We start from the raw sequence: 19,806 nt of genomic DNA on the forward strand, positions 1-19,806 counted from the left end.
TAAATCATTATAAAAAACTAAAATAACAAAAAAAAGCCAAACAGTGATGCTTGGCTTCTTTCTATTTTTATTATCGTTTTAGTCAGCTAAAACAATAATTTTATTATCATTCATTTCAATAGTCCCTGAATTGATAGGCAACCAAAATGTTTGTTCATTAATTTTACTAAATTTATCTTGAAATTCTTTAGCAATTTTAATATTTGAACCTACAATTTTCACATTACCTTTTGCTAATAATGACACTATGGGAGCGTGATTATTTAACATTTGGAACTCGCCATTAATTCCAGGAACTGCTACTGATGTAACTTCTCCTTTGAATAATGTAGCTTCTGGTGATACTATTTCTACAATCATCTTTTTAAATTTTGAATTTTAAATTTTGAATTTTAAATTAATTTATAATTCAACATTCAGCATTTAAAATACGTGATTATGCTTCAGCTAACATTTTTTGACCTGCTTCAATCACATCTTCGATGGTGCCTTTTAAGTTGAAAGCAGCTTCTGGCAAGTGATCTAACTCACCATCAATAATCATGTTAAATCCTTTAATTGTATCTTTAATATCTACTAAAACACCAGGAATACCTGTAAATTGCTCTGCTACGTGGAACGGTTGCGATAAGAAACGTTGCACACGACGCGCTCTTGATACAGCTAATTTATCTTCTTCAGATAGTTCTTCCATACCTAAGATAGCAATAATATCTTGTAATTGTTTATATTTTTGTAGAATTTCTTTTACTCTTTGAGCACAGTTATAATGATCCGCTCCTAAGATTTCTGGAGTTAAGATACGAGAAGTAGAATCTAATGGATCTACCGCTGGATAAATACCTAACTCAGCAATTTTACGAGACAATACTGTAGTAGCATCTAAGTGTGCGAAAGTTGTAGCTGGCGCTGGGTCAGTTAAGTCATCCGCAGGTACATATACCGCTTGTACAGATGTAATTGATCCTTTTTTAGTTGATGTAATACGCTCTTGCATTGCACCCATTTCTGTTGCTAATGTAGGCTGATAACCTACCGCAGATGGCATACGCCCTAATAACGCTGATACTTCAGATCCTGCTTGTGTAAAACGGAAAATGTTATCTACGAAGAAAAGTACATCTTTTCCTTGATCTGAACCAGCTCCATCACGGAAATACTCAGCAATAGATAAACCTGACAATGCCACACGTGCACGTGCTCCAGGTGGTTCATTCATCTGACCGAATACGAAAGTTGCTTTAGAATCTCTCATTCCTGTCTTATCAACTTTAGTTAGATCCCATCCTCCATTTTCCATAGAGTGCATGAAATCATCACCATATTTGATAATACCTGACTCTAACATCTCACGTAATAAGTCATTTCCTTCACGTGTTCTTTCACCTACTCCTGCGAATACAGAAAGACCACCGTGACCTTTAGCGATATTGTTAATCAACTCCTGGATTAATACGGTTTTACCTACACCAGCACCACCAAATAATCCAATTTTCCCTCCTTTTGCGTAAGGCTCAATCAAATCAATTACTTTGATACCTGTGAATAAAACTTCAGAAGAAGTTGATAAATCTTCGAATCTAGGAGCTTGTCTGTGGATTGGTAATCCGTTAGCACCCTCTTTTGGTAAATCACCTAAACCATCAATAGCGTCACCTACAACGTTGAACAAACGACCGTAAATATCACCACCGATAGGCATTTGAATAGGAGCACCTGTAGCTACAACATCAACACCACGGCTTAAACCGTCAGTAGAGTCCATAGAGATAGTACGCACTGTATTTTCTCCAATGTGTGATTGTACTTCAAGTACTAACTTAGTACCATCTTGGTTAGTGATTTCTAATGAATCGTAAATTTTCGGAAGTTCAACTTCTGCAGCATTGAAAACCACGTCTACTACGGGACCAATGATTTGCGCAACTTTTCCTATTACCTTAGACATACTTATGTATTTATTAAATAGCTATTTAGTTATAAAAAACGCTGTGTTTTTTCAGATTGCAAAGATAATTTTAATATTGTGAAATCCAATATAAAAATTTTGTTTTTTTTAAAATATAAATTATACCTTTTATAGTACAAAAAACCTCCTAAAAATTTAGGAGGTTTAAATTTGTTTTTTTACAAATTAATTTACATAATTACCCACTGGAATCGCTACTGGAAACAATGCCGGCTTCTTTCCTAAATCTATCATTCGTATTGTAGATTTATATTGTAAATTTATTGCTTCTATCATTTTATTAGCAATAAACGCATATCCTCTAGGACTTGGATGTACACCATCTAGTGAGAAAGCACCTCCTGTTATAAAACTGGCAGTTAAACTATAATTACCAAACTGCACATTTCCTCTTACCAATTGATCCATAACATTTCTTGCATCAAAAAACGCTAAGTTTTTAGTTTTTGCCGTATTTTCTATCACTTGATTATAAGCAGCGGTAGCTCTAGCTATTTTAGATGCTTCATCAATTGTTAAGACAGAAGCATCTTGCAAAGGATACGAAATCCCCCTAATTGCAAAATCACTCGGAACATTTGGTTCTACATTATTTGGAGGAGCAATTATACTACTTGTAGATAACAAAATATAATCTCTTCCTGCTATATTGTTTTTTGCATGACGTGCTCTACCATAAAGATTCCCAAGAAAGGTTGCTGTTTGTAAACCTAAAACAGGAGCTAAATTATCTCTTATGGGACCTGATAAATCAACTAAAGTTTCATCAACAATTAACAAAGGATTTGTCTTTTCAATTGTATTAGGATTATTATCGTCTTCAGAAATCACTTCAAATCTATTAGGTAAATTTAAGGTTTTTGTAACCTGATTTACAACTCCAAACAATTGATTTAAAGATGTTGCTTTATCTTTAGGTAAAGCAGGAATAGGGTTATACGCTAGGGTTGTAAAAAAAGGCAATGTATTTACATCTGGCAAATTAGCAACCACTCCTTTTCTTCCGTTTGCCGTTAAGAGATCAATAGCATTATTAAATACATTTGCAAAAACTGCTGGATCTGTAATATCATTACCCGTATAGGTTGCTGGATTAAGATTTCCTGTTTGATCCACCCCAATTCCTCCAGAAGTAGCATACGTTAGCACATCGTTTCCTCCTATCCATAACGAAAAGAATGTAGGCTGTTGAGACAAGGCATCTGCCAACATAGTGGCTACTGGAGAAGAAGCAAAACGTCTAAAATAAGGATTTCCTTGTGCGCTACCATACCCCGCAAAACCTATATGATAGGATTTAGCTCCTGGTACGGATATATTATTAAATGGTCCTGAAATTACAGTAGTAGCTTCTGTTGTTTGAGTTCCTTGACTTGAAACTAAATTTATAACAGGCTTGCTTGTGTCATTTCCCAAAAACCCTCTAAACACTAAACGAGGCGGAAACTGTGTTGGATCAATAGGAAAAGGAGCTCCTCCAAAAAGCAAGCCTCCTGTATTATCAGCCATTAATGGTGATTTAAAAGAACCTCCTCCAGCTGCTGCAAATTGTCTTGCCATTTGTTCTGGATAGGAGTTTAATTGACCAGCAATAAACAGTGACCCATCACTAAAGCCAGCCCCATAAGAATCTCCAATAGCTACATACTTTGAGAAATTAGCTTCTCCTGCTGTTACGGGTACTTCTTTTATTATTTCATCTTCTAAATTCGTTTCACATGCTACTAAGGCATACGACACAAACAAAACCCATTGTATCTTTTTAATCATAATTTTTCGTTTTTCATTAAACATTGTTATGGATTGATTGTCCATGATATATAATATTGTTTTCCTATCATACCTGCTCCAGGTACTTGAATATAGTCTTTACCAAACAAGTTAGTACCTCCAACTTTTATAACCGATTTCAAAACAGGAATAGTTGTATTAATTTGAGCATCGTATACGTAATTTTCAGGAACATACGCATCTATCATTGTTGATTCCCATAAATATTTAGAATTATAACGTGCGTTTACGTTAAAGCCTAAACTTTTCAATATGTTTTCTCCTCCAAAAGAAGCTTTTACACGATGTTTAGGCGTATTAAATCCAGCTTCAAAATCAGGATCTAAACTATCATCGTATCTAAAATCAGAATAATTATAACTTGCACTCAAATTGAATTTACCTATTTTACGACTGGCTCCTACGCCTACTCCTAAGGATGTTACTTGTTTTTTAGAATTTGTATAAACTTGAAATGGTCTAATATCTCCATTTTGCAAAGCTGATATTGCAACTGGCAAGTTCGTTTTTGCATCACCATATAAAGGTGTTACTACATTTGAGTTGCTAATAAAATCATTGTAAATGTTATAGTACGCATTCAAATCAAAAGAAATCTCTTTAAAGATTGAACGATATCCTACTTCAAATGCTTGTACTCTTTCAGGTTTTACAAGGGAGACATCTGCCACCTTTAAATCTGCTGGATTTAATGATTGTTTAAAAGCTCCTACAGAAGCTGCAGTAAATGATCTAGTATAAGCGTCACGTCCTGTTATAGTAACCAAACTACCGTTTGAGTTTAATTTAATAGTTTCCGAATATTTATCTAAGTTATCTGGAGCTGAACCGATTAAGGCCAAGGGACCTATATTTAATCCTATATATTGATCTTGTGTTGTTGGATTTCGGAAGCCTGTTTGGTAGGAAACTCTAAAATTATGTTGTTTTTCTTTTCCTCCAGCATAGGATACGGACAATCTAGGAGAAATATTTCCATTAAAGTTTTGCGACTTATCATAACGTATAGATGCTGTAAGCTTTACACGTTCGTCAACAGCTTTTTTTTGAATTTGTGTATACACCCCATATTCATCGTATGTAATAGGTTTTCCTTGTTTATCTGTAAAAATAGACCCCTCTGATTCCATCGTATATCTACGAAGAGAACCTCCTATTTGAATTTCTGCGAATTTGATTAAATCTTTTAAATTATAGTTCAAATCTCCATGATGTATTCTGGAACGATCTACTAATTTAGCTCCCTTACTTAAGTCTGCATTTGACAATACTTTTGTTAAGGCTTGATTAAAATCTGCTGTTCCTGGTATTAAACGAGGATTTCCGTTTGGAATAAGTGGAATTTCAAAAGGGGTATTATTATCTGCAAAAGCACGAGCTCTTTTATCCGCTTGATCTGCTGGCAGACCTAATAATGTACTTGACAACACATAGGCAGTTCCATAATCTGTAAACCAAGCTTTATCTGATTTTGCTTCTCTATTTACATTCCAAGCTGCAAAACCCAAATTGTATGAATCACCTGCATTTTCTCCTGATCTATAAACACGAATGAAGAAGTTATCTCCTTTTACTTCAAATTTAATTTGATCCATAAAGAAATTTTTTAGAGCATAACGATTTGCTCCTTGATATAGCGTATTTCCGATTCCTACCTTATATTGTGCTATTAATTCAATATTTTTAGCAAATTCAGAATCTGTATTTACCCAAGGTCTTAAATGAATTGACGCATCAAATTTAGCACTGTTAATTTTACCATCTGATAATTCTCTCTCTGCATATCCTGTACGGCTTACTTGTCCGACATTAGGAATAAATGTACTCACTTCGTCTCCATAAGTATTTAATCCGTCATAATTTCTATTTTTTTCATGCCCTATTCCTCCTGGTGTCAAACTACGTCTATCATCTGCCATCCACTCTGTTGCTTTCATATAAGAAAAGTTGACTTTAGCGGCAAAGTGATCTGTAAACTTTTTAGCGGCTCTGATACCTAAATCAAAATAATTATTTGTACCTGCTACATCTTGTGTTGTTTGACCATATTTAAAATAAGTAGAAAGACCTTCTTTAGTAAAAGGACTACGACTATTCATAAACATAATCCCGTTAAATGCGTTTGCTCCATAGAGTGCTGACGAAGCTCCTGGCAAAACCTCTACACTTGCCACATCTAAATCAGAAATACCAAGAAGGTTACCTACTGCAAAATTCAGTGCTGGTGATGCGTTATCCATACCATCTACTAACTGCATAAAACGGGTATTTCCGATAGTAGCAAAACCACGTGTATTAACGGATTTAAAATTAAAACTAGAAGTATTAAAATGAACATCTTTTAAATTCTCTAATCCTTCATAAAAAGAAGCGGCGGCTGTATTTTTCACTTCTTTTAACCCCATTCGTTCAATAGTTACTGGGGATTCTAAAATTCTCTCTGGAGCACGTGACGCTGAAACGACTATTTCATTTAAAGAGGTCGATTGTTCAACTAGAACAAATTTTATTTTTTGTTCTTTTGAATTAATAGTTAAGACTTGACTAGAATACCCCATCATAGAGACTTCTAAAGAAAAGGGAAACGGAGCATTTGTTTTTAATGTAAAATTGCCATCAAATCCAGATGATGTTCCCGATGCTGATCCTACGATCTTTACATTTGCACCTGGTATTGGCTGATTTTTATCATCAGTCACACCTCCTGTTATTGTATTTTGCGCAAAAGTGAGCACGCTAAAAAACAATGTTAAAATAGAAAAATAGACTTTCATTCGTTGAAGGTTTTGATTGGTTTATAGTCAGCAAATTACAATATTTTTTTTTGAAAAATTAAACAAAACAACAAAAAAGTATAATTTTTTTATTAACTATTATAAACATTATGAAATCAAAAAAACTTTAAATTTGTAGCCTTTTTTAAGTTTCACAAAGAATGTATAAAAATTAAATATTTCACTTCAAAACTTTAAGTTGCTGGATTTCTTTTTTACATTCTTGATACTTGTTGAAAAAAATAGTCTTACTTTTTATTTTTGAACTATCTTTAGCTCCAATTATGGGATAGGAATTATTACCAATAAAAATGTTTTGAATCTAAAAAAGCACTTCATTTTTCATTTTCAATTTAACGAAACTACATCTGTAGGAAAAAATTTTGCATCTTTTTCATCTTCATCACAAAGTCTATTACATAACCTAGTTTAAGATTGTTATTTTTACACTTTAAAATTTTGAGTAAATTCTTTTTAAAATAAAATGCTTTATCCTACTGTACTAAAAAAACTAGAGTTTTACTGTTCTTATCAAGAAAGATCTCATAAGGAAGTTAGAATCAAATTAAAATCTCTAAAAATAGAGGATGAATTAATAGATGAATATATTGTCTATCTAATTCATCATAATTATTTAAATGAGGAACGTTTTGCATGCGCATTTGCTAGGGGAAAACATAACTATAAAAAATGGGGGAAAATACGTATTAGTAATGAGTTAAAATTACATGGAGTATCTAGCTATATTATTAAAACGGCTCTTAGAGAGATAGAAGAAGATAAATATGTACAAAATTTTAATGAGTTAGCAGAAAAAGAGTGGCATAATACAAAAACAATTGATCTTCAAAGAAAGAAACGAAAAATAAGTGATTTTCTTTTTAGAAAAGGCTATGAATCTCATTTAATTTTTGAAAAAATAGAAGCTTTATGTACTTTAGATTGACAATAAAACGCTTACTGCATTTCCTCCAAATCCTACTGCATTAACTAATACTTTTTTAATAGTTTTAGGCCTATTGGAAATATTTAAATAAGGTATTCCTATAAAATATTGAACTTGCATCATCAAGATTGCCATTTCTATACTTAATAAACCCGAAGTTCCAAAAGTATGTCCTAATTTCCACTTATTAGTTGTGAGTAAGGGCTTATTATTTTTAAAAATTTTTTCTATGGCTTTGTATTCTGATGAATCTCCTTTAATGGTTCCTGGTGCGTGCATAACAATAACATCAACGGCATCTAAAGAAGTATCACCTAACGCCATTTTCATTGACTTTTGAAAACACATTGCCTCTTCTGAAATAGATATGTTATGCTGTAGTTCATCTGTTGCAAATCCAACTCCTTCAACATAAGCTAATGCACTAACTGTTTGATTAGCATCTAAACAAATAGAGGTAGCTCCTTCTCCCAATATCATGCTATTTTTAGTTTTTTGTAAATCAAATGCTCGACATGGATACGCTTGATTTTCTTTAGCATAGATTTTTAGTGCATTCATTTGTGCAATCGTAAAATCTGTCAAAGGAGCTTCACTAGCGCCTACTAAAAACTTATCCATCATTCCTGCCTGCAACCAAGCTACCCCATTTAATAAAGAGTGTAGTCCTGTAGAACAGGTTATAGAATGTGAAATAGCCAATCCTTTATTCTTCAAATCATGTGCTACCCAAGAAGATATATTGCCCAAGGTAGTTGTAGGAGAAGTAAGTGTAGGAGTAATACCTGTTTCTAAAAAATCTTTATGATAATATTCAAAAAGTTGAGTTGCTCCTCTTGATGAACCTATATTAATTCCAAAATTATCTTCTTCTTTCCAACCTGCTTGTTTTACAGCGTTACGAGAAGTTAAAATTGCCATTAAAACAGTTTGATCTAATGCTTTATATTTTAAATCGGATTGTCGTAAAACCTCTAGTTCAACTTTACAATCTTTAGGTATTTTAGCTATATATTCTTTTTTATTATTAAATTTTTGAGTTGTTATACAGGTAGAATCTAATAAATAGTTACTCCAAATTTGTTTAGGTTGATTTCCTAAAGCTGACATAGAAGCTACAGAAGTGATGGCTATTTTTTGTTTCAAAATATAAAGTTTGGGCAAAGTTCGCAAAGTTTTTAAAAAAACACTAAAAAACTTTTTATTTTAACGTGTATTCTGTGAATAAAACCTTTTCTTAATAATTATCAAGAGTGTGGTTTTTCTATTCTTTTAAATTTCTACAATTCCTTTATTTAAAACCATCTAGACCTATTATAGTTCTGTCTTTTTTGAATTCCCTTTAGAAATCCTAAAAAATCATCTACAAGATAAATTTATTATAGAAAATCTCAAATAAAATTCCCAGCTAACGATACCGTTTTTGAAAGAAGTAACCCGAACGCATCCAGTCTCCATTTGTATTATAAACAAGCTCCATAGTTACTATAGCTTTTTCTTTTGTATTGATAGCATTTACATAAACTTCAAAAGATACTCCATTTATCTTAACATCTTTTGCAACTGTATGATTTTTATTTCTTCCCCAATGGTAATTTAAACCTTGAAGAACTAAAATAAATAACTATCTCATAGTACGTTTCATATAAAATATATGACCTTCAAAGCATTTACCATTAGGCTTACATCCTAATTTCTCTAATGTGTCTTTTACGTATCCTTCTTTTTGAATTACTACATTTCCACATCTTTTAAATTGGAATTTATCTTCTTTATCTGTTATTGAGATATTAGTGCTATCATCTAAATCTGTCACTTTTACATTTTCTAAAGGTTTCTGATCTTTTTCATCTAATATATAAGCATAGTCTTTACAGCTAAAAGTGACAAAAGTTAGAAATAAGAATAAACTGATATTGATTGGTTTCATATTTATAGAATTTTAATTTTGGTCAACCACAAAAGACTTAAAACATCACGTTCAGAAGCTACAATTAAATTATAATCACAATTTGAAAAACTAGGGTCATCTTTAAAATAATGCATTAAATTAATTTGGGTATTATTTTTTTGTACTATATAGCTTTCATTTCCATTAGCATTTTGAAATATGGAGGATGAACCATCGTGGGTAAAAGATAACCATGTACCTCCATATTTTCTTAAAATAGTATGTCCAAGTTCATGTGCAGAAGTATACTGAAAGTCACTATCTAATTTATGTTTAATTGTTTCTAAATATCCCCAAGAATTAACGAACCAAGGCTCATACCAGTCTAAAATATTAGCTGTTAGGGCAAGTAGTTTAATTTTTTTTAGAATTTAAGTATTGATCAAGTAAGCTTCCTTGCTTGCCTTCTATAAATCTTTCTCCAACGTAAACGGTTTCTCCTGTAGTCCCATTAATAATATAACAAGTGAATTTTAACGTGTTAGTTTTATGATTAGTCCAAATTTCGTATAAAGGTATATTTAAATACTTTTTTTCTTCATACCTGTTCATAGAATGAATTTGTTTCACGTCATAAATATCAACATCGTACTGAGTTTTCATTTTTTTTTCTAAATCTTCTATCGAGAATTTATAAGGTAAATCTAAATTAGTTTCTTTAATTAGTTTTCCTGTTTCATCATATTCTTTAATAGAATTAATAGGGAAATTATAAAAGTCATTTCCTTCAGCAACAAGATTTAATTTATCATTATACACAAATGTTTGGGTAGATGGTTTATTCTGCTTTTTTATTTTCAATATATAACCATTATTATTCGGAAAATATTGGATCATATCTCCATTCTTTTGAATTTGCATCCCAGTTATGTCATCAGTTGGCAAATCTATATATTGATTTACATCAAATTTTTTCATATTATTAATTTCTGTGTTTGATTTTATTTGGCTCCTACAAGATATAAAGATAAAAATACTTGTAATTAATATTATACTTCTCATTTTGCATTTTTTTTAATAATTTCCCATTGCCATTTCCACGTTGTTTTTCTTAATACTCCATTATAGCTCATAATGTTATCTGTACCATGAAGAGAATCTGTATGTGCATGTTTGTATGCAAATTTTTGATTTGGATTGGTAATTACACCATCTTTATGCGCATGGAATAGACCCAATCCGTGTAAACCTTCGTGACTTAATGTTAAATCATTTCTACCTTTAAATAAAACTAAATTTTTAATCCCAATTTCTTGAATTTGTCCAGCTGCATTATCATAAACATCATCAGCAATCACAAATACTGTAAAATAATCGTTGTATTTGCTATTCCCCGGTAATGCTAAAAATTTGGTACGCATATCTTTAAAAAAATGAGGAACTTTATCAGTGGCACCACTTCTATAATCCTCATTATATTTACCTCCTAAGTCAAATTTACCACCTCTACTATAATCAATATCAGTTGTTAAATCAAATGTCAATATATTTCCAGATGTATCTTTATCTTCTATTTTTGGAAAAATTAAAGATTGGTATAATGAATTTCGAAAACTTTTTTTCTCCGAATCTGTAAAAATTCCTAACTTAATATTTGTTAAACCTCCTAATAAATTAGTTCTTACTTGCACAAACACAAATTTTTGTTCCTTAATATTTTTCACTGCATTTTGTCCTGTTGTATTCTTATTAGGTAATACAATAATCTCGCCAGCCAATTTACGGGCAAAAATTTGTTCAGCTACAGGTTTTGCAAGTGTACCTTTAGGGTAAACAAAAACTTTTATTTCTTGTTTTGTTGTAAATCCCTCAATACATTTTATTTTTATAGTATCGGCAGTGGCTTCACGTTTTGCTCCAAGTGCTTTGTCGCTGATTAATACAGGATTTGCATCGCTTCCGTCTTTGCCATTTATTTCAAAATAACGTTTGTCAAAAACTATTCTTATTTGGTCTGGTGCATCTGTACCACCTACTTCTACTAATGTGCGGAGTTCTGCTTCAAAAGGAGGTTTTGGCATACCCGTAGGGACTGTTGCTGCGTCACTATACGGTTTGGGGAATAGGTTTAGGTAAGGAACAAAATAATCTTTTGTAAACGGTGCAGTTGCTGGTCTAGGAATTATATCAATAGGTATTTTATTGTATTCTTTTTGTAGTGCCTTAAAGGCTTCGTCTTTAGATTCGTATTCAGTGTTTGCGTCTCTATGTGGAGCTCTGCCATTAGGGGCTTCATAACCATTTTCTAAACAATCGTAGTACTTAGCTTCTGTTGTTAAACCATTATCATCTTCACGCAACCAGTCAAAACCAAATTGTCCGGTATAACTGCCGTCTTGTTTTGTTCTAAACTCAACAATACATTCGGTGGTTATTTTGCTAACTGTAGGAGCAGTTCCTGGATTTCCGTGTGTAATTCCTTGTCTTGCCGTTATATTAACACTTCCTTCTAAAGAAGTTAAAGTAATAGGTCCTTCAGAATAAATGTTATATTCACCTCCAACAATTTCTGTAATTTTCCCTCCAACAATTCTAGTTCTACTCATAATTAATATTGCTTAGATTTATTAGCTGAATTTATTTGAACTTCTTCGCCTGAATGTTTATTTAAATTTTTTGTACTTGTTATATCCATTCCTTTATCTGAGCTAACGGAGGTCTTGCCTTTTTTAGTCTCACTATGCACATCTCCTTGAATAACTTCCGTCAACTTACCTGTTACTATCGTCATCATATCCATTGCAACTGTAGTATTTTTCATGGCTCCAATGGTTTCGTTTTTGTAAAGTTTTTTGGCGCATTCACACTAATATTCCCTTGTCTATCCATTGTCCAAGTGTTGCCGCTTGGGACTTCAAGGTGAATGCTACCTTGTGCGTCGTTAATGATGACTTTACATCCGCTTCGCGTTTGTATTACTTTATTGTCATTTCCGCCTGTTTCATAACCAGAAATTTCACTGTCAATGTACATTGCTCCTAGTACTAACTGTTTTTAGGTGTTGTTATTTCTTTATTTTTAATGAAGATTTTGAATCCAATACAATAAAAGAATCTTCCCCTTTTATAATTTTATTATTTACTGTAGCATTGATTTTATAAAAAATAGTATATCGTCTTCCTAAAGTAAATGATAAATGGGTAGTGTCTCTAATTGATTGTATATTTTCAAACTTATATTTCAAACTATCGTTTATTATTAAAACAATATCCGAATTTATTTCTCCTTCATTTTTGAATTTTGGAGTTAAATATAATATTTTTAGGAATTTATTGTTTTCAATAATAAAATCAGAATTTTTAGATTCAACTATTTTGAAGTTACTTCCTTTTTTGTATTTAAAAAAGTCAATTTTTAAAGAATCTTCATCAGAATCCCAATTTGTTATCATTATAGAATTAAAAGAATCGTTTATAGTTTCATAATTATCACAACTTAATAAAATAAAAAAAAATGATATATAATAAAATTTAATATACCTCGATATAACCATAATAGTTGGATTTAAAAGATTTAACTGAAATTCTGTTATTACCTAAAAGAAAAACACTATTCTTATCCCATATTGGTTTCCCTTTTTCATTTTTGTAATCCACAGGGTTATATCCCCACGTAAAAATTCTAAAAGTTAACGACTCAATATCATCTAATACTGATGTTACTTTTCCATTTTTATCATAAAACTGTAAGCCACCTTCATAAACTACCCAGTGTGAATCATTTCCAATATCTACAAGAGAGTTGTAACTCGATTTGTTATCAATCATATCGGCATCAATCATCATCAAGTTTGTATGCCCTAATTTATGACTTTTATCAATTTCTATTAATTTTTCTAAATCACTATTTGAAAAATAATCGTGAACTCTTACTGTTTATAATCCTTTTTTAGAATTATTTGAACTCCTCCAGAACCTAATTTACTTACACGGTTATTTATTTTGTAGCTTTCAATCAAACACATATTTTCTTCTCTCGTCCCTATCATTACTGTTTTTGTTAAAATTCTTATATTAGAAATGTCGTATTTTAAGGAGTCTAATAAAATAAGTCTATAGTTGCCTTTTGATACTATTTCCTTATCTAAAATAATACTCATGCTACCATAATATTCTTTTATTGTTTTTTTATCATTATAAGTGGAAAATTTAACTATTTTAAAAGAATCTATTTTTTTTGAAAATAATGAGTCATATTTGTATAATTTGATGTCTTCTTTCTTGATTTTATTTTCTCCCCAATCTTTTATAATTATTTCATTATTTAATTCTGCATTATCACATTTTCTTTTTTCACTTTTGCAAGAATTAATTATTGCCATTAAAAAAAACATTTTAATTATACTTTTATATTCCATTACTTTAACTTTAAATAACCATAATAATTACTTCTAAACTGATTTTTTGTTAATCTAATTTTTCTCATTGGTAAACCTGATGTTGGATTCACAGAATCATTTCTTAACTCTCCCCAAGTAAATACATTGAAGTTTATATTTGTTACATTGTCATAATCTGACTCAGGTTTTAAACCATTAAGAATTTCTAGTCCACCTTCATATACAACCCAGTGATATTCGCTGAAATCATCTAATGAATAATCATCTCCTGGTTTATAGTCTACCATAGTTCCGTCAATAAGTAAGCATATTTGATATCCATTTTTAAAATCTACATCAATATCTTTCTCAAGTATTCTTAATTTTTCATCAGAACCAAAAAAGTCTCTCAAATACGATTTATTAACTTTATAATAATCCATTTCAACATCTGTGTAACCCAAAAGGTTTTTCCTAGAGGCTTCATTAGCGTAGGCCAATTTATTGCCTCTGCATCTTGCCCTTTTTTACCTTTATACAATAATTTTCCAAAAAATGAACTTTCTTTGCTCCTCACACAAGCTAAAGTTAACCAATCTACTTCTGGTAATTTAGGGTGGTCTTTATCTTTGTAGGGATTTACAGAGTACATTTCAATAGCATTCTCGTGTGGTTTCACAATATATTTATTGTACTTATATTCGCCAGTTCTGAATAGTTCTTTAGCTAATTTTTCGTAACCTTTCCCATCTTTTTTTGCTAATAAATAAAATAAGCTTGCCATTCCACATAGTGAGGTTCCACCTTGATCAATTCTCCACGGTTCTTTTGCTCTTGCTTCTGCTTGCTCATAAACAACCATTTTATCAAACCATTTAAACCTATTATGTTTCCAAACTTTTGTTTCTCCTTCAGTTTTAAATTATTCTATTCCTTTATAGGTTATACCATTAATTTTTATATTAGAATAATCAAAACAGCAATTAGCATCTCCTAAATAGCCAAACATTCCCCAATGTCCACCATCTGAGCTATATCCAAATCCAGAAATTTTATACAACTTTTCTCTCTCAAAAACCTCAACAATATCAGTTTTAAGAAATTGATTAAAGGGTATATTGAAAATAAAATATCCGTTTTTATTTTTAACACCAGTTTTTAAAGTAACTGAATCAATAACTTTATTATCTCTCAGAAGGACAATTTTTAATTCATTTATATTTTTGGCAGTATTGTTTTTTATACAAAACGAAGGTTTATCTGTAATTACCGAGGTATTTACACATTTGCTTATATCTTTTTTTTGTCTTTTACTACTTGTAGAAGTTTGATAAAAGAACCATAAAATGCCACTAATTATTACAGCTAAAATTAGCATAATAAAATATTTTATTTTTTTCATTTTACCTTAATATATCCATTAAAATTATTCATAAAGTGAGTTTTTGAAATAGGATTTTTTAAGTAGCGATGTTCAGTATTCTCTACCATTCTACCAGATTTTTTATCTAAGACTAATGGAATGTCATTGTTTGGATTGGTTCCCCAACTATAAACTCTGAAATCTAACATTTCTACATTTTTTCCTTTTTCATTTAACATATTTATAGTTTTTATTTCACTCTCTAGAACTACCCAATGTAAATCTAAAGATTTAAAATCCCAAACATCATCAATTAAGTCAGAATCTATCATTAAAATTAATTTATATCCTGAATTAAATTGATTATTAATATTTTTTATTTTTTCTTCAATATCAAAGGAAGTATAAATAAGCGGAGCAACAGGATTATATATCCCTTTTGTTATAACATTTTTATAACCTAATAACATTTCACTTAAATTGGTCATTAAGGGTGGCCAATTAATAGCTTGAAATTGTTCATTCCCTCCTTTATAATCAGGATTATCTGTATTTCTAGTTCCTGCCATTGTTACATAATCAACAAGAGGCATACCTCCAGTATTTAACGGAAATCCATTTTTATTGACTTGTTTTTCTGTAACTTCTTTGCTGGGCTTAGAGGTATAACTATTAAAAGTTGCTTCTCCTGTTCTGAACAATTCAAAAGCAAATTTTTTATAATCATTAGGTTTCTCTTTTGCGAATAAATAGAAAATACAAGCCATACCACATAAAGATGTTCCAGCTTGATTAACTTTCCAAGGCATTCCTTTTGTGGTTCTCTCTTCCATTTCTTCTTCTAGCACCTCTCTATCAAACCATCTAAACCTATTATGTTTCCAAACTTTTGTTTCTCCTTCAGTTTTAGGATCGTCAATATAAGCTCTAACATGAATAAATCTGCCACACATATCTTCTTCATTCAAAGTAATTTTAACAGTGTCCCCTGTAAATTTTAATATTTGTCAATTTCTCTTTCAATATGAGATTGACTTTGCCCTATCGAGTATAAAGAAAATAGGGAAAATAGTGATACTATATAAAGAATAATTAGTAAAGACATTAATAAAATAATTTTCTTATTAATTATTTTATTCTTGAGTAATAAAATAATTTGATATATCAAAAAAAATGGGTACAACATTGAAATCCAAAAAAACAATCCAAAAAGAGCAATCATTAATAAAGAAAATATGCTGTGAAAATTATAATCCTCAACAGAATTATTGTAATATTTATGAGCTTGATCATCAAAATTATATAGTAAAACCAATAATGAAAAAAGTAAAAAAATTACAATTTGACTTTTTAAAATTTTATTTCTGTTTTCTAAAAAAAAATTTTTTTTCATAGTACTTTAAAATTACTTACCCGCAACAAATCCAAAATATCCATCTTGAAAACTATCAAAACTCAATGTCCAATCTTTAATCCCTCCCCAAGTAAAAACACTTATTGTTATGAGTTTATTAGGTTCATTTAAAATAACACTATTTAAACCAACCCAATGTGTTGGTATTGTAAATAAGGGATTTTTATTTTTTTGAAAATTATCAACACTTATTAATAACCCAATTTTATATCCTTTATTAAGTTTTTCATTTAAAATTCCAACACTTTCCTTTGGATTTTGCCATTTAGATGTTACTAAATTAGTATCATTAATTACATCTGAATAATTTAAAATATTTTTCATTAAACTTGCGACTTCATTTGGTAGGGTTAGTCCAGTTCCTCCTTCAACAAAACCTCCAACATTGGAATCGTCAGGGGCGTAATCGAATACATTATTTAGAAAATCTTTAATACATACTAGGAAAATAAAATCTGCAATTGACATTTTTCCTCCATATGAGCCTGAAGGATATAAACTGTCTGTTACCTTATATTCAAGTAAATGTTGATCACTATCAATATTTATAGAATAATTATTTGATTGTATAACTCCTTTTCCTGTCCTATGAAGCTCTACAACAAAATTTATATATTCAAAAGGTTTTTCCTTTATAAAATTATACCCTACTACTGCAATTCCACATAATGAAGAACCTCCTTGATCAATTAATAATGTTGGTACTACCATAGCTTGAGGCTTATAGTAAGGGGAGCTCAGAGAATTATTAATTCTTAAGTTAAGATCGGATATTAACTCTTTTGAATCAAACCATCTAAACCTATTATGTTTCCAAACTTTTATTTCTCCTTCGCTTTTAGGGCCGTCAATATAAGCTCTAACATAAATAAATCTGCCACACATATCCTCTTCATTCATAGTAATTTTAACAGTGTCCCCTGTAACTTTTAACGGTACATCTATCCATTTATTTTGTGAGTATTTTGGACTATGGTAGCGTATTTGCCATTTGGTTAGCCTACGAGTTAAAGGTGTTTCATTATCATATTGTGTGACTTGAAACGTATATTCTTTTCCAAAAATCATTCCTAGCTGAGTACCTCCTGATTTATCATTCTTTGAACCCAGATCTAAATTTGTAACTAGTTCTACTTTTTTTACTTTTCCTTGGTTTAATACTATTTTGGGAGGCTCTATTGGCGTTTTATATGATGTGCCTTTTTGGGCACCGTTAATAGAAACCGTACCCTCGGCATTGAAACTCATTTTCTGAGCAAATAAATTGTATTCTCCTGTACAATGTTCTGTTATAGCTCCACCTGCAATTTCAATATAATTTCCTGATTTATTACTCATAAGAATTAATGATTTTTAGTGTTTTTACCGCTGTTTACAAATACCTCGTCTTTGGCGTGTTTATTAATATTGGTTTGGCTTGATACGGTTATGTCTTTTAAGGCTTGTTTTGTTATATCATTACTGGAGGTTTGTATGTTTTCATGTGCTATTTTTTTTATGTTTTTGGCTAGTAAGCTAAAATCGCCTATTGCATTTTGTATCATCATGGCTCCTGCTGTAGTGCTATGGTTCATTCCTGCACTTTCAGTTATATTCATACCAGCAGAGGTTGTAATATTCATGCCTGCTGTCATGCTAATATTTTCTCCAGCATTGACTATAAAGTTTTTTGGTGCATTCACATTAATATTCCCATGACCGTCCATCGTCCAAGTGTTGCCACTAGGATCCTCTATAAAAACAGAACCTTGGGCATCGTTTAGAATAATTTTAGTTCCAGATCGGGTATGAATGGCTTTTACATCATTGCCGCTAGTATGGTACCCACTGGTTTCGCTTCCGTTATAATGAGTGCCTAGTACAAAAGGTTTTTCTGCATTGCCGCTTTCAAAACCTACAAGGACTTCTTCGCCTATTTCGGGGATAAAATGAAATCCTTTGCCTGCTCCTGAGTGGGGTTGTATTAGGCGAATCCATGGGGTTTTTTGGTTTTTTCTTTCTTGCCATGGAAATTGTACGCGTATACGCCCCATGCTCATAGGATCGTTGTTGTCTACTACCCGTGCGGTTTGTTCTTCGCAATTAGGATAGGTGTTGTCGTCAAAATAAGGAGGGGTCCATAAATCGGGAATGGCTACGAACTCGTTGTAATAGCTATTGCCATCATGAAAATGTTGAATTTCTATGATGCGATAGGTTTCCATAGGGCGGTCGTTTATATCAACTAGTTTGGTTAGATCGCCTTGTTTGAGTTGGGGGTCTTTGCTTTTGCCTTTTACGATCATCAGGTTTTCTCTGAGTTCTTTTTGTTTTCGTACGGCATCTTGTAACTCTCTATCGGTTCGGTTGTTGATACCCGTGGGGTTGTGGAGTTTGTTGGGTTTTTTATGGAATACGTTTTTTGAGGCTTTTAGGGCTACTTGTTGATAGGGGTTGACTTTATTTTGTAATTGAGCCGAGGCGCTATCTCGTTGTAGGCTGGTGCCTGATTCTACATCGTAGGTGGTGTAGGTAAATTGTTGTGGTTTTACTGATATTTCAAAGGATACGTGTACTAGGTCTACACTTTCGTCTAGGTTTATGATTTTAGGGCCTACTTTGTTGCCTAACACTAGGCTCTGTCCGTTGTAATACAGGTATTCGCCATAGCGTATGGCAAGTTGTTGTAAAAATTGATAATCTGTTTGGTTGTATTGTACGGTGTAAGGCAACACATTTTGGGTGTTGTTGTTTCGGACAATGGTATGAAGGGTGTCTTTGGGGTATTGGGCGGTTATGTCTTGAAAGATTTCTTCTAGGGTTTTGTTTTCAAAACTTTGGGATTCAAGTCCTTGTTCTAACATAATGGTAGGAGCGTGTCCTGTAATATATAGTCTACCGTAACCGTCTTTTTTTAAAAGGTTTAAATGGGTTATAATGCCTGTAAAGGTTTGTTTTATTTCTCCAAATCGGTGCAGGTGGATGTGTATGGTTTTTCCTAGATAATTTTTAGAATTTTCCATGATGTAGGCTTCTTCATTGTCTAGGGAATCGGCACGGGTATCTAGGGTAAAGGTGTCGTGTTCGTTGGTTTTTTGATGGAACTGTAGGTTAAAATGGGATTTTTCTAGGAAGGATTTGCCTTCTATGGTAAGGGTGCAGTAGACTAATGGACTGGATTTGTCGGCTAAAAAGTCTTTAAAGGAACGTAATGAGGCGTATTGTGCTATATCATCAGGATGATTGAGTCTTCCGTAGTCACTGTTATAAGTATCCATAGCGTGTATGTGTTTTAGTTGTT

20 protein-coding genes are annotated in these 19,806 nt (G+C 31.6%); 1 reads left to right on the plus strand and 19 read right to left on the minus strand.

The window, feature by feature from the left end; genetic code table 11:
* Positions 1-78: 78 nt before the first annotated feature.
* From ACUXZJ_RS02550 to ACUXZJ_RS02565, 4 genes are all read right to left on the minus strand, one after another.
* On the minus strand, positions 79-360 hold the full coding sequence (locus ACUXZJ_RS02550; RefSeq protein ID WP_060381403.1) for a F0F1 ATP synthase subunit epsilon: 282 nt from the start codon (positions 358-360) through the stop codon (positions 79-81).
* Between the two features lie 76 nt (positions 361-436).
* Positions 437-1,948 (minus strand): F0F1 ATP synthase subunit beta, encoded by a 1,512-nt coding sequence (gene atpD, locus ACUXZJ_RS02555; RefSeq protein WP_060381402.1) that lies wholly within the window; start codon positions 1,946-1,948, stop codon positions 437-439.
* Positions 1,949-2,134: 186 nt separating this feature from the next.
* Positions 2,135-3,739: a hypothetical protein gene (locus ACUXZJ_RS02560; RefSeq protein WP_063744152.1), complete on the minus strand. Its 1,605-nt coding sequence runs from the start codon at positions 3,737-3,739 to the stop codon at positions 2,135-2,137.
* A gap of 26 nt (positions 3,740-3,765) precedes the next feature.
* A complete protein-coding gene (locus ACUXZJ_RS02565; protein ID WP_063743412.1) occupies positions 3,766-6,534 on the minus strand; it encodes a TonB-dependent receptor in 2,769 nt (922 codons plus the stop codon).
* Between the two features lie 484 nt (positions 6,535-7,018).
* Between ACUXZJ_RS02565 and ACUXZJ_RS02570 the strand changes: the two genes are divergently transcribed.
* Entirely contained in the window at positions 7,019-7,480 is a 462-nt protein-coding gene (locus tag ACUXZJ_RS02570; RefSeq protein ID WP_060381399.1) for a regulatory protein RecX, read from the plus strand.
* Here the strand turns inward: ACUXZJ_RS02570 and ACUXZJ_RS02575 are convergent.
* From ACUXZJ_RS02575 to ACUXZJ_RS02645, 15 genes are all read right to left on the minus strand, one after another.
* Complete coding sequence (locus tag ACUXZJ_RS02575; protein ID WP_060381398.1) at positions 7,472-8,626, minus strand: beta-ketoacyl synthase N-terminal-like domain-containing protein; 1,155 nt, start codon at positions 8,624-8,626, stop codon at positions 7,472-7,474. The genes ACUXZJ_RS02570 and ACUXZJ_RS02575 overlap by 9 nt on opposite strands.
* Positions 8,627-9,104: 478 nt before the next feature.
* Positions 9,105-9,410, minus strand: a complete 306-nt coding sequence (locus ACUXZJ_RS02580; protein WP_060381397.1) for a hypothetical protein — start codon at positions 9,408-9,410, stop codon at positions 9,105-9,107.
* Positions 9,411-9,785: 375 nt separating this feature from the next.
* Positions 9,786-10,433, minus strand: a complete 648-nt coding sequence (locus ACUXZJ_RS02585; protein ID WP_063743413.1) for a hypothetical protein — start codon at positions 10,431-10,433, stop codon at positions 9,786-9,788.
* Positions 10,430-11,977 (minus strand): hypothetical protein, encoded by a 1,548-nt coding sequence (locus tag ACUXZJ_RS02590; RefSeq protein WP_063743414.1) that lies wholly within the window; start codon positions 11,975-11,977, stop codon positions 10,430-10,432. The genes ACUXZJ_RS02585 and ACUXZJ_RS02590 overlap by 4 nt, the downstream gene beginning before the upstream one ends.
* A 2-nt stretch (positions 11,978-11,979) precedes the next feature.
* On the minus strand, positions 11,980-12,192 hold the full coding sequence (locus ACUXZJ_RS02595) for a hypothetical protein (RefSeq protein WP_063743415.1): 213 nt from the start codon (positions 12,190-12,192) through the stop codon (positions 11,980-11,982).
* On the minus strand, positions 12,189-12,404 hold the full coding sequence (locus ACUXZJ_RS02600) for a hypothetical protein (protein ID WP_060381393.1): 216 nt from the start codon (positions 12,402-12,404) through the stop codon (positions 12,189-12,191). The genes ACUXZJ_RS02595 and ACUXZJ_RS02600 overlap by 4 nt, the downstream gene beginning before the upstream one ends.
* Positions 12,405-12,435: 31 nt before the next feature.
* Positions 12,436-12,822 (minus strand): hypothetical protein, encoded by a 387-nt coding sequence (locus ACUXZJ_RS02605; RefSeq protein ID WP_145915573.1) that lies wholly within the window; start codon positions 12,820-12,822, stop codon positions 12,436-12,438.
* 79 nt (positions 12,823-12,901) lie between these two features.
* Positions 12,902-13,216, minus strand: coding sequence for a hypothetical protein (locus tag ACUXZJ_RS02610; RefSeq protein ID WP_446195708.1), 315 nt, complete (start codon positions 13,214-13,216; stop codon positions 12,902-12,904).
* Between the two features lie 83 nt (positions 13,217-13,299).
* The gene (locus ACUXZJ_RS02615) at positions 13,300-13,752 is read right to left on the minus strand and encodes a hypothetical protein (protein ID WP_123862011.1); all 453 of its coding nucleotides are present in this window, start codon (positions 13,750-13,752) and stop codon (positions 13,300-13,302) included.
* A 35-nt stretch (positions 13,753-13,787) separates the two neighbouring features.
* Positions 13,788-14,192 (minus strand): hypothetical protein, encoded by a 405-nt coding sequence (locus ACUXZJ_RS02620; protein WP_063743417.1) that lies wholly within the window; start codon positions 14,190-14,192, stop codon positions 13,788-13,790.
* Positions 14,159-14,611 (minus strand): hypothetical protein, encoded by a 453-nt coding sequence (locus ACUXZJ_RS02625; RefSeq protein ID WP_063743418.1) that lies wholly within the window; start codon positions 14,609-14,611, stop codon positions 14,159-14,161. Before ACUXZJ_RS02625 ends, ACUXZJ_RS02620 begins: the two co-directional genes overlap by 34 nt.
* A 60-nt stretch (positions 14,612-14,671) precedes the next feature.
* Positions 14,672-15,127 carry a hypothetical protein gene (locus ACUXZJ_RS02630; RefSeq protein ID WP_123884601.1) on the minus strand — a complete coding sequence of 152 codons (456 nt, stop codon included), beginning with the start codon at positions 15,125-15,127 and terminating at the stop codon, positions 14,672-14,674.
* 20 nt (positions 15,128-15,147) lie between these two features.
* The gene (locus ACUXZJ_RS02635) at positions 15,148-16,080 is read right to left on the minus strand and encodes a hypothetical protein (protein WP_063743419.1); all 933 of its coding nucleotides are present in this window, start codon (positions 16,078-16,080) and stop codon (positions 15,148-15,150) included.
* A 437-nt stretch (positions 16,081-16,517) separates the two neighbouring features.
* Positions 16,518-17,864 (minus strand): hypothetical protein, encoded by a 1,347-nt coding sequence (locus ACUXZJ_RS02640; protein WP_446195711.1) that lies wholly within the window; start codon positions 17,862-17,864, stop codon positions 16,518-16,520.
* 5 nt (positions 17,865-17,869) lie between these two features.
* Positions 17,870-19,783 carry a type VI secretion system Vgr family protein gene (locus ACUXZJ_RS02645; protein WP_063743260.1) on the minus strand — a complete coding sequence of 638 codons (1,914 nt, stop codon included), beginning with the start codon at positions 19,781-19,783 and terminating at the stop codon, positions 17,870-17,872.
* Positions 19,784-19,806 lie beyond the last annotated feature (23 nt).

The organism is Flavobacterium sp. TN-1, assembly GCF_052828645.1.